This window comes from Pseudoalteromonas sp. OFAV1 (genome assembly GCF_021532595.1).
GTDB lineage: Bacteria > Pseudomonadota > Gammaproteobacteria > Enterobacterales > Alteromonadaceae > Pseudoalteromonas > Pseudoalteromonas lipolytica_C.
Genome location: NZ_JAKGBG010000002.1, coordinates 60,185 through 72,551, shown reverse-complemented (window position 1 = coordinate 72,551; position 12,367 = coordinate 60,185). Strand labels below are relative to the sequence as shown.

Sequence of the window (12,367 nt, the reverse complement as noted above, 5' to 3'; positions counted from 1 at the left end):
GTTAAATAGGCATTTTTTGTAAGCGCAAATATACACAGAAAATGAATTTCAGCTAGTTTCTCTGTTTATTGATGAACTAGCCAATTTTTAGCTTTACTAAAACACTCAAAATTCTCGGCTTGAAGGTTGTAACGTTTAGCTTTTTGCACAAATAAGTCATGCATAAAGCCATCGAAACTCACCACAATAGCTAATACAGCTCGCTTTAACGAGTTAGCAATCACTGGCATTATAGTAAACAAGTCTGCTGGTGCGAAGTCATGGGTTAACTCAGATACATCAACAAGAATTTTTTCTGACCCATATAATACTGAATATTGATGGGCTATTTGGTAAAAATTAATCACATCCTGTGCACTTGCAGTCCCTCTTAACGTCATCATCACTAAAGACGTCGATGCATCATAAGTGATGCACGTTGACACGTTCGACATAGGTTACTCTAAAATGCGTGGGTAAAGGTAAAATTAATGGTTGCTGAATAAAAGCCGGACTATTTTATGGATCTGCCTTGCTTAGTCAATACCTAGCAATAAAATAGGTATGACCAGTTGTAAAGTTCACACTTAAGGATTGGATTTACACCCGCAAATGTTACCTACTTTCATAATCTATTTACCTTTTGAACATGTATGAGTTTTCTAATCCATTATTAAGCTTTTTCGTATAACTCTATTTCTAATTAAAATCCATAATAAATAACCTCACATATGTAGACGAAAGGATTATGCACTTTCCATCCTTACTCTGGTTTGTATAAAGGATTATTTGTAATGAAAATTCGTTTTCTGTTTTATCTATGCTTGATGCTGTTTACAAGTACTGCTCTGTCACAAGCAATCACAGAAACTGAATTTAAAGAAATAGAAACCTCAATTACTGAAACCTATGCCAGCTCTCCTACCAATGCCCTACAGCTAGTCAATTCATTATTATCCTCTGACACAGTAATATTTTCATTAGAACAACGAGCAATAATCACAAATTATAAGGCTTGGTTCTTACTTGAAAACGATGAATTAGAGCAAGCCATGAAAACACTAGTTCATTTCATGGATATAGCATTACAGTCGAGTAATAAGGATTTAATGTATGGCTACTTAAACATATCTGGCGGTATTTATGCCCGATTAGGCATGTATCAAGATGCATTACACTATTATAGCGATGCATTACCTGTAGCAAAAACAATCGGAAAGCACCTTTTACAACAAACCGAAATCAATATTGCTCTGATTAACCTCAATTTAAAACGTTACCGTGACGCTACCATCGCTTTTGAACAATACAGAGATACCGCAAAAATAGAGAATCAGCCCCTAGATGAGTCGTTTGCAAGTACCCACCTTGCAATGGCGCTAATTGGTTTAGGTGATTTTGATCATGCATTAGATGTATTAAATGACGCGATAATATTACAACAACGCCACGGCTTTACTGCTCATCTAAGTAAAAGTTTTGTATTGAAGGGAAAGGTATTACGTTTAAAAGGTATGTTAAATGAATCAGAAGAATTTCTAACTGATGCTGTAGAGCTTATAAAAACTCAAGCCTACAGCGGTGATTACTTAAGTGTGGTTTTATGTTTAGCGCAAACATACGATGCACAAGATTCAGCGAACAAAGCTCTAAATTTACTCGCTTCGATTGAAACAGATACTTTTAAGCTCTCTGATATCACGACTCGCCTTGAAGTAACCAAGTTGACTGCACAACTACTTGAAAAGCAAGAACAGTATGCTGAAGCACTGATTGCATACAAACACTATGCACAGATCAATGCGGAAATTTTAAAACGCCAAGCAAATGTTAATTTAGCTAAAGCGTTAGCGCAGGCTGATGCAAAAGCCAAAGAGCTCAAAATTGCAGAACTTACACGCGCAGAGCAAGTAAAAGCAACAAAAGCGCAGGCGTTTAAAGATCTGACTATCGTCATATCAATATGCTTGGTAATCATCTTGTTTGGTTCTTTTATCGCGATAAATAATATTGATAAGCGAAAACAAGAACTTGAAAAGATACTAATACAATTAAATGAAACGCAAGATCATTTAATTGAAATCGAAAAAATAGCCTCTTTAACCTCATTAGTCTCTGGCATGGCTCATCAATTAAACACACCGATAGGTACAATTGTCACAGCAAGCTCACTCATCGACGAATATTTAGAGTCTTTGTCAGATAAATTTAAACAACAAAACTTATCAAGCAAATACTTTCATGAATTTATTACCAACACCGACAAGGCCAAGGATCTTGTTATTTCTGCTATTAACCGTTTAGCAGGTATTGTTGAGGAATTTAAAGCACTTAATGTATCTATTAACTTAGACAAACCCTTATCGAGTATTCCATTAAAAAACTTTATTCATCATAAACTAGAGCCTATGAGTAAATATTTAGGTAAGAAAATTACTTATCATGTTGATGGAGACAGTGTAGCCATTACTTCCTGCCCCTCAATTTTAGAGGATATTCTAAAAACTCTGGTTATTAATTCCTATGAACATGGTTTTACACATACAGCAGAAGGAAAGGTAGACATTACCATCCGCGCAGGTAATGACTATGTCAAAATTATCTATCAAGACAACGGCGTAGGTATTAAGGAATCAATCCTGCAAGAAATTTTTACCCCATTCTATACCACTAATTTAGGTGGCCATCACTTAGGGCTTGGTTTGAACGTGGTTTTTAATGCTGTGAAATATAACTTGAAAGGCAATATATGCGCCGTACCATCAAAGCACGGCGCACGGTTTGTGATTACATTACCAATCGATGCACGATTAGTTGACGACATCAATTAACCTGTATTACGCATACCTGCAGCAATACCAGTCATTGTAATCATTAGGGCATTATCGATATCACCTTCAGAGTTTTCATCTGCTGCACGTGAACGACGTAATAACTCCACTTGTAGTAAGTTAAGTGGATCAGTGTACGGGTTACGCAGTGCAATCGACTCTTTGATCCAAGGTTGGTCAGCAAGTAAGCTTTTTTGTGGGCTTAATGACTGCACCAGCTCAATTGCCTCACTCAATTCTTGGCGAAGCTTAACACCAAGTGGTTTATATTGCTCAGTTACCAATGCATCATCGTAATGAGCACTTAACCAACTATCGGCTTTACTAAATACCATTTCTAGCATCTCTAATCGAGCACGGAAGAAAGGCCATTTTAAACTCATTTCGTGAAGTGTCTCGATGCCATATTTATCTAAAGCAGCTTTAAGACCTGTTAACGCACCTAACCAAGCAGGCAGCATTAAACGGTTTTGGCTCCAAGCAAAAATCCATGGAATTGCACGAAGGCTTTCTACACCCCCATTTGGGTTACGCTTCGCAGGGCGAGAACCCAGTGGTAGTTTAGAGAGCTCTTGCTCTGGCGTTGCCATTCTAAAGTAAGGTACAAAGTTTTCATCATGACGCACAACTTGGCGGTAATGCTCACACGAGTCAGCACTGATAAGTTCCATCACTTCACGCCACTCGCTTTTCGGCTCTGGCGGTGGTAGCAGGTTACTTTCAAGTACTGCACCGGCATAAATATTTAAGCTTTGTAGAGCAACAGCTGGTAAACCAAACTTAAAGCGGATCATTTCACCTTGCTCTGTTACACGCAGACCACCTTTAAGTGAACCAGGAGGTTGTGAGCGAAGTGCTTGCGCAGCTGGCGCGCCACCGCGACCAACCGTACCACCACGGCCGTGGAATAAAATAAGCTCAATACCGCGATTCTCGGCTAATTGAACCAGCTTATCCATTGCTTCATATTGTGCCCAGCCTGCAGCCATCATACCTGCATCTTTTGCAGAATCTGAGTAGCCAATCATCACATTTTGTTGGTTTTGAATATGACCACGGTACCAGGTGTTATCAAGTAAACATTCAATAACATCTTTACCATTATTTAAGTCGTCTAACGTTTCAAATAATGGTGCAACCGGTAAGTTAAACTTACAGCCGCTTTCTTTAAGCAATAACTGCACTGCCAGTACATCAGATGCAGTACGAGCCATCGAAATAATATACAGGCCGAATGTTTGTGCATCTTGCGCTGCTATTACATCAAATGTATCAAGCACTTCTTGTACTTCAGGGCTCGGTTGCCAATGTTTTGGAATAAGCGGACGACGAGAGTTTAGCTCAGCAAGTAAGAATGCTTGTTTGTCTTCTTCTTGCCATTGATGATAATCACCTAAGCCTAAATAACGTGTTAACTCAGAGAAAACATCACCATGACGCGACGAATCCTGACGAACATCTAATTTAGCAAGGCGTAGGCCAAAGCTGTTAATACGACGCAGTACATCAAGCAGCAAGCCATCGGCAACTACCTTCATATTGGTTTTAATCAGCGAGCGATAACACACTTCGATTGGGTGTTTAATTTGCGCTATATCTGTAATTAAATCTTCAGAATCAGTACGCTTTTCCTTAATTTTAGCGCCTAAATGCGTCACCGTTTCGGCAATTTGATTCTTAAGTTTTTTAAGTACCGCACGATATGGTTCAAAGTCTTGGCCTGCAAGTTCAATAAGCTCATCACTTGCATCTGACATTGATAGCTCATTGCTTAGCGTTTCGATATCACGCGAATACAAATCAAGTGCCATCCAGCGGCCATGATCAAGTACTTGCTGTGTCACTTCAGCAGTTACAAACGGGTTACCATCACGGTCTCCGCCCATCCAAGAAGTGAACTCAATTGGGCTGTAATCAATCGGCAACTCTAAATCGAGCTCAGTTTTTACATCTTCGCTAAATTCACGTAAGAAACGCGGTACGGCATGCCATAAGCTATTTTCGATAACAGCAAAGCCCCATTTTGCTTCGTCAATTGGCGTTGGTCGTGAACGGCGAATATCGTCAGTATGCCATGCTTGGCTAATTAGCTGAGCAATACGGTTTAATAGGTCAGCACGTTCGCTTGGCAAATTGTCTTTACGCTCTAAAGATGCAAGACAATCACTAAGTTCAACGTGTTTATTAATCATAGTTCGACGCGTCACCTCTGTTGGGTGTGCGGTTAGTACAAGGTTTATGTGGAGTTTTGAGAGTGTTTGTGCCAAGTGATTTGGATCTACTTGACCTTGTTTTGCCGCTGTTGCTAACGCTTTTAATGTTTGAGTGAGAGGGTTTAGTTGGCAAAAGCCAACATCATTAAAACGCGATACGGTATGAAATTGTTCAGCAACATTAGCAAGATTCAAAAAATGATTAAATGAGCGTGCAACCGGTAATAGTTCTTCATCTGTGAGAGCGTGTAGTACATCGATAAGCGCTTGTCTGTCGGCTTCGTTACCACTACGTGACGATTTAGATAAAGCGCGAATTTCTTCTACCTTATCTAAAATGGCTTGTCCTTGTGCATCTTTAATGGTTTGACCCAGCATTTGTCCAAGCATACTAACATTACCGCGAAGTGCAGCATATTGTTCACTCATTCTCATACTCCTTTCTTTAGCTAAGTTGAAAGTACTTACTGCGCAGTATTTAACCAAGCACGAACGCAGCTAAATACTGATCCTTTCTATTAATATCATTGTCGGCGTTAATTTAATAGATCGAATTTTCTAACAAACTCGTAAAAAAGAATAACCAATCTATCAACATAAAAGTGTAATAAATACGCAGTTTGTTTTGATAGAAGGGTTAGCGACACACACAATTGGTAAAATGGACTTACCAATTAAATTGTCAAAATACGCGTAAATTAAGGCATTCTTAATATCAGTTTGGTCAAATTTTTACCGAGCCTTTTTATCTACTTTAGTTTAGGTAAATTTGATTCTAAACCGCTATCGCAATACTTATTGATGATAGATTGAGCTAAAAAAGTTTTTTAAATATTTTATAACAGGTCAAAAATGCAACTCTTTATTCTGTGCGGTGCAAGCAGTGAAATCGCTAAAGCCTATTTCACAACATTAAAAAAACAAATCAGTCGTGGTCATATCGTCACCATCAGCCGTAATAAATTTAATGCTAATTTTGATGAGACATCGAACAATGAAATCAGCCACCAGCATTTTACAACTGATTACTCAGAGCAAAGCTTAGGTGAAATTGCCAAAGAGCTTGCCAGTAGCCAATATGACTTAGCTCAACTAATGATATTTAATGGCCTATTACATGATCCAGCTAATGCGCCTGAACGTAAACTTGAACAAATATCTGAGCAGCACTTTATCAATAGTATGCATACAAACGCCCTACTGCCAATTCGCTGTGTGACTTTATTGTCAACGCTTTTAAAGCCGCAAGTAGCAACAGTGATTTGTGCTCTTAGTGCGCGGGTTGGCAGCATTAGTGATAATAATCTAGGCGGTTGGTATAGCTACCGTGCCTCGAAGGCAGCTTTAAATATGTTATTTAAATCTGCTGCGATCGAACTTAGTAGGCGCTATAAACAATGCCACTGCGTGTTATTTCACCCAGGTACCACTGATACACCACTATCAAAACCGTTTCAGGCAAATGTACCCGAAGGAAAGTTATTTACCCCTGAGTTTGTAGCCGAGCAGCTGTATTCATTGATAAGTGATGCTGATTATTTACAACAATCACCCAGCCCAGCCTACTTTGACTGGCAAGGAAAACCCATAGACTGGTAACAGGACAATTATGCATTTAACAAAGCAAGCCATTGCAGATTTAGAAAGCCGCTACCGCGCCCATTTAATTAATAGTTTGTCGGGATTTAAAAGTGCTAACCTAGTCGGCACACAAGATAGTAACGGCCAAACAAATTTATCCATTGTTAGTTCAGTATTTCATCTTGGCGCACATCCCCCTTTAGTGGGTATGATAATTCGCCCTCATTCAGTGCCTCGCCACACCCTAGAGAACTTACTAGCGACTAAGCAATATACGATTAACCATGTCAACAAAGACATTTATAGCAAAGCGCACCAAACATCGGCACGCTACGATAAAGACGAGTCTGAATTTGATGCAACAGGGCTTACTACTGAATACCTAAATGACTTTACAGCGCCTTTTGTTAAAGAAAGTAAGCTTAAATATGCCCTTGAACTCAAAGAACACCACCACCTTGCCATCAATGGCACGGAGCTTATCATAGGTGAAATAACTGATATCTACTTAGATGAGCCGTGTCTGCAAGAAGATGGCTTTGTCGATATTGAAGCCATTGGTACAGTCGCAGTGAGCGGGCTTGATAGTTACCATGTAACTGATCGTTTAGCCCGCTTAGCCTATGCTAAAAAATGAATCTTAGATTATGAATGGCTTAGGCGCTTGGGTTAACACCTCAAAGCCAGATTCAGTGACAACTATGTCATCTTCAAGGCGCACACCACCGTAGCCTGGTATATAAATGCCAGGCTCAATGGTGATCACATTTCCTACTTCAAGCTTGTAGTCTGTCAGTGTGTTGATAAATGGCACTTCATGTAAAAATAACCCTAAACCATGGCCAAGACCTTTACCTGCGTACTCGCCAAAGCCCGCATCAGCAATTACCTTGTTTGATATGGCATTTAAATCTAAACAATTAACGCCCGGTTTAACCATTTCTAGTGCTGCATTTTGTGCATCTAGAACAGTATTATAAATACGGGTTTGTTTTTCTGACGCTTGGCCAATAATGTAACTGCGAGTCATATCTGAGCGATAACCATTTACAACGGCACCAAAATCAAGCGTTACAAAATCACCTTGCTTTAACACCTGATCTGAGGGATTACCATGCGGCAAGGCAGAACGCTCTGCAAACAGCATAATGGTTGCAAACGACATACCCTCTGATCCTAGTTTTTGCATTCTAAATTCAAGCTCTAAGGCAAGGTCACGCTCGGTTACACCCGGTTTAAAATAAGGCAGCGTTTGTGCTAATGCTTCATCAGCGATGGCTGCGGCAGCCTTTATTTGCGCCACTTCCCAGCTATCTTTAACGCGTCTGAGCTTTTCTATTAAGCCGTTTACTGCTGTTAAAGTATGGCCGCTAAGATCATCTGCCACACCTTGCCAAATTGCTACTGTGACATAACTTGCATCAAATGCGACATGGCTGTTTGGGCTAAGGTGCCTGTTAATACAATGACCAAGAGTTTCGTTGTCTCTGTCTCGGCAAACAACTTCAAATCCTGTTGTTTCTGCAATTGCACGTTGGTGGTATCTGTAATCAGCGATCAACACACAATCATTTTGAGTAATTAATGCATAAGCGGCATTACCACTAAAACCACTTAAGTAACGAATATTTTCATGACCTAGTACTAACATGGCGATATAACCTTGTTGTTCTAGCAAGGCTTTAAATTCAGCTTGTCTTTTTAAGTAATTAACTTGCATTGTCGCTCCTTATTTTTTGCGCATGCTAACAATAATCGCCACAAATACGAATATTATGCGATTAGTCGCAGTGAGTTTGCATCAGCTGTTTACTCAAGCCACAATGCACAAAAAACCAAGGAGTACACAATGACAACATATGGTATTGGCACACAAACGCCAGAGCAGGCGCTTGACTCTTTGTCAGATATGACAACAGATTTAACCCCTATTCAAAACGACGAATTTCATGCGCGTATCGCAAAAGCACAAGCGTATATGCAAGCAAACAATATTGACGCAATTTACTTAAATGCAGGTACTAACCTTGCCTATTTTACGGGTATGCGTTGGTACGCAAGTGAGCGTTTAGTTGGCGCGATTTTACCTGCTAAAGGTGATGTGCAATACATAGCACCATTTTTTGAAATCGGCAGCTTAAATGATTTTATGGTGATTGATGGCCCAATTCGAGGTTGGCAAGAGCACGAAAATCCTTACCAACTGTGTGTAGATGTACTTTCAGAAATGGGCATTAGCAAAAACGGCACCCTTGGTATTGATGAAAGCGCACAGTTTTTCATCTACGACGGCATTAATAAAGCTAATAGCAATTACAAGATTGTTAACGCACAGTGCGTAACGGCTCACTGCCGCATGCATAAATCAGCCAATGAACTTGCCTTAATGCAACGTGCTATGGACATGACTTTAGAAGTACACAAAGCAACGGCAAGTATGCTTTATGAAGGCATCACCACCACTGAAGTGGAAGCATTTATTAAAAAAGCCCACCAAAAGGTCGGTGCACCGGGTAACTATTTTTGTATTGTGCTATTTGGTGTTGCGTCGTCTTTCCCGCATGGCGTTAAAAACCCGCAAACCCTTAAAAAAGGTGACGTGGTACTGATTGATACTGGCTGTAAAGTGCATGATTACCTCTCAGACATAACCCGTACTTATGTATTTGGTGAAGCAAACGAACGTCAACGTATGTTTTGGCAGCACGAGAAAAATGCCCAACTTGCTGCTTTTGCTGCTGCAAAAAATGGTGAGCCATGTGGCAAAGTAGACGATGCTGCAAGACAGTACCTAGCCGAAAATGGCATGGGGCCAGAATATCAAACACCGGGCTGCCCACACAGAACAGGTCATGGCATTGGGTTAGATATTCATGAATGGCCATACTTAGTTGGTGGAAACCCTACCCCACTCGCAACAGGTATGTGTTTTAGTAATGAACCTATGATTGTTGTACCTGATGAGTTTGGTATTCGCTTAGAAGATCACTTTTATATGACAGACAAAGGCCCGCGCTGGTTCACCGAGCCGGCTCATAGCATTGATGACCCATTTGGTTTAGCTAAATAAAATTTCAATCATTATCAAAAGGCCAGATTTCTGGCCTTTTTTGTATCTAAATTATTACAATCTTTAACAGTGTGTTTAGTTAAGAGACAACCTATCAGCTTTTATCATGTTATGATTTTAAGAATTTAACTTAAATACCTAACATAATTACGGAGAATAAATGGGTTTACGTTTTAAAGTTCCACATACCTTGATACTTCTGCTTAGCATGATGGTCGTTGCACTTATTGCTACATGGTTAGTACCACAAGGTTTTTTCACTACCACATTAAGTGAATCTGGCCGCGAAATGGTCGTTGCAGGCACCTACCAAACGGTTGCTGAGCGGCATTACTTAACCCCATGGGATTTATTACAAGCCATACCTCGTGCTTTTGCTGCTGCTCAAGATGTTATTTTCTTTGTGTTAATTGTTGGCGGCGTATTAGCTGTTGCACGTGCGACAGGCACTGTCGACGCACTCATTGGTAGGCTTTTAGAGCGCCACGGTAAAAAGCCGCAGCGGTTAATTTTTATGGTGGTGTTTTGCTTTGCCTTAGCATCAAGCAGTATTGGTACCGCCGGTGAATATATTCCTTTTGTTATTATTCTCGTCGCGCTTTGTAAAGCAATGCGCTTAGACGCAATGACCGCCGTAGGTATGATAGTCGCAGGTTATGGTATTGGTTATGGTGTTTCGGCATTTAACCCATTTACCGTATTAATCGCACAACAAATTGCAGGTATTCCTGTTTACTCTGGCCTGTGGTTACGTTTAGCCATTTTTATTCCATTCGTGCTCATTGGTTTTCATCATGTTTGGCAATACACCAAAAAGGTAGCGAACGACCCATCTAAGTCAATGATGATTGGCGTGCCTTGCCCACTCGAAAATCAAACAGCAACAAGTTACCCAGCACTTGCCCTGCGCCATAAACTCATTTTAGGCAGCTTTATTATTACCCTTGCAATTGCAGTATGGGGCATCGCTACAAAGGGCTGGTACTTATACGAACTAGGCGGTGTTTTTATTGCTTGGGGTGTAATTGTAGCCATTTTAGGTAAACTTTCTGCTGATGAAGCTGCAAACAAATTTATAGAAGGCGTATCTGATCTTGTTACCACCGCAGTGTTAATTGGTGTTGCACGGGGTATTGCCCTTATTTTAGAAGACGGTCAAATCCTGCATAGCCTTGTACATGGCATGTCGTTACCGCTTTCTTATGTATCAGCTGAAATATCTGCAATTGGCATGTTGGTTATTCAAACCCTACTCAATACCTTTATCCCTTCAGGTTCTGGGCAGGCTTATGTCACCATGCCACTGATGGCGCCACTAGGTGATTTAGTCGGTGTACCAAGACAAGTTGCCGTGCTTGCTTATCAATTTGGTGATGGCTTTTCAAATATGATCATTCCTACTAATGCCGTACTTATGGGTATTTTAGGCATGGCAGGTGTGCCTTACGGCCATTGGTTTAGATTCTGTTTACCACTGTTGATTAAACTAATGGTCGCAGCATCGGTTGTATTAGTTTTAGCAGTAATGTTTGGCTATGGCTTAGATGTGCAGCCCACACTTAATTAAGTTAGTTGAGTGAGCTAATTGGCTCCTACATTAAATGAATAATGCCCGCTAACACCTATGTGTTAGCGTGGCTCTGCGCATTACTTGCCACGAAATATTGTCAGATGAAATGCTAATTATAAAAACTTCTGTACGAAAGCTTTTAACTCGTCTTTCTCAGCTTCACTAGCAAATGAATTTTCCGTAATGATCAAGATTGTGGATTAACAATATACGTTATGGGTTTTTTAAATAGTTTGTGATGTACGTAGTGAAGATTCTTGAGCAGAAAGTAAGGGTTTTACAGATTTAGCTTCTTCTTGATAACGATTTCTCGTATCCCATAAATCTACAGAGTGCTGGATATTAAGCCAAAACTCTGGGGTATTCCCTAACGCTGCAGCAAGTTTAATTGCAAGGGGCGCTGTTAAGCTACCGCCATTAATCAAATTACTAACTGTATTTCTATGTACACCCATTGCTTCAGCTAAAATTTTTGATGTAATGCCCATAGGCTCCAAAAACTCTAGCTTGAGCATTTCACCTACACTCACAGGACGACGCTTTGTTATACGCATAACTCTTACCTCAATACTTATGAGGGTCTAAATAGGTGTTTTCTGCTACACCATCAACCCACTTAAAAATCAATCGATACTGTTTGTTCACTCGTATTGAACACCAATCTTTCAAGTTACCTTCAAGATGCTCAAACCGATTACCTGGTGGTACTCTTAAGTCAGCTTCAGCCTTTGCTGCATCTAATATTTCTAGCTTACGATATAAAGCATTCTCTATAACCTTAGGGATTAATCGATGTCGTTCATCCTCTTCATAGAATGCTTCGAGCCACTCATCCTTAAAATTTACAGCCATATCCCTGCACTGTCCTATTGTGCATCAGTACAGAAATAATAGCGCACAGTAGCAATGTGCACAATATATACGTTTAAAAATCACTCTGGGCACTTTTGTCGTGTATAAACTTATTCGTAGAAAACCATTTTTGGATATAAATGGGTTGGTGCTGAAGGACAGTTCTGTGCCAAAATCAGAAAATAAGCCATACCTTGATTATGCCCCAAAATAAGTTAGGTTAAATGCTCTAACTGCTGCTTTGAGCAATCAAGAAACGGTCCAAGCCCTA

The 12,367-nt window shown here is 40.1% G+C and carries 10 protein-coding genes; 5 read left to right on the top strand and 5 right to left on the bottom strand.

The genetic code is table 11. The annotated features are described in order from the left end of the window. Positions 1-65: 65 nt before the first annotated feature. Complete coding sequence (locus L1267_RS01475; RefSeq protein WP_135926551.1) at positions 66-434, bottom strand: hypothetical protein; 369 nt, start codon at positions 432-434, stop codon at positions 66-68. Positions 435-773: 339 nt separating this feature from the next. On the opposite strand from L1267_RS01475, the gene L1267_RS01470 reads away from it, so the two are divergent. After that, positions 774-2,810: a tetratricopeptide repeat-containing sensor histidine kinase gene (locus tag L1267_RS01470; RefSeq protein WP_235381907.1), complete on the top strand. Its 2,037-nt coding sequence runs from the start codon at positions 774-776 to the stop codon at positions 2,808-2,810. Here L1267_RS01470 and ppc read toward each other — a convergent pair. Next, on the bottom strand, positions 2,807-5,452 hold the full coding sequence (gene ppc, locus L1267_RS01465; RefSeq protein WP_235381906.1) for a phosphoenolpyruvate carboxylase: 2,646 nt from the start codon (positions 5,450-5,452) through the stop codon (positions 2,807-2,809). The two genes, L1267_RS01470 and ppc, sit on opposite strands and share 4 nt — an antisense overlap. Before the next feature lie 423 nt (positions 5,453-5,875). Between ppc and L1267_RS01460 the strand changes: the two genes are divergently transcribed. Continuing rightward, positions 5,876-6,622, top strand: coding sequence for an SDR family NAD(P)-dependent oxidoreductase (locus L1267_RS01460; protein ID WP_235381904.1), 747 nt, complete (start codon positions 5,876-5,878; stop codon positions 6,620-6,622). 10 nt (positions 6,623-6,632) lie between these two features. Then, positions 6,633-7,241, top strand: coding sequence for a flavin reductase family protein (locus tag L1267_RS01455; RefSeq protein WP_235381902.1), 609 nt, complete (start codon positions 6,633-6,635; stop codon positions 7,239-7,241). Between the two features lie 3 nt (positions 7,242-7,244). Here L1267_RS01455 and L1267_RS01450 read toward each other — a convergent pair whose 3' ends face one another. Continuing rightward, positions 7,245-8,324 (bottom strand): M24 family metallopeptidase, encoded by a 1,080-nt coding sequence (locus tag L1267_RS01450; protein WP_235381901.1) that lies wholly within the window; start codon positions 8,322-8,324, stop codon positions 7,245-7,247. 129 nt (positions 8,325-8,453) lie between these two features. On the opposite strand from L1267_RS01450, the gene L1267_RS01445 reads away from it, so the two are divergent. Both L1267_RS01445 and L1267_RS01440 read left to right on the top strand, forming a co-directional pair. Beyond that, positions 8,454-9,674, top strand: a complete 1,221-nt coding sequence (locus L1267_RS01445; RefSeq protein ID WP_235381900.1) for a M24 family metallopeptidase — start codon at positions 8,454-8,456, stop codon at positions 9,672-9,674. A 160-nt stretch (positions 9,675-9,834) separates the two neighbouring features. Beyond that, positions 9,835-11,241, top strand: coding sequence for a YfcC family protein (locus tag L1267_RS01440; RefSeq protein WP_235381899.1), 1,407 nt, complete (start codon positions 9,835-9,837; stop codon positions 11,239-11,241). Between the two features lie 227 nt (positions 11,242-11,468). On the opposite strand, the gene L1267_RS01435 is transcribed toward L1267_RS01440, so the two are convergent. Continuing rightward, positions 11,469-11,798, bottom strand: coding sequence for a HigA family addiction module antitoxin (locus L1267_RS01435; RefSeq protein ID WP_235381898.1), 330 nt, complete (start codon positions 11,796-11,798; stop codon positions 11,469-11,471). A gap of 10 nt (positions 11,799-11,808) precedes the next feature. Next, entirely contained in the window at positions 11,809-12,096 is a 288-nt protein-coding gene (locus L1267_RS01430; RefSeq protein ID WP_235381897.1) for a type II toxin-antitoxin system RelE/ParE family toxin, read from the bottom strand. Positions 12,097-12,367: the final 271 nt, after the last annotated feature.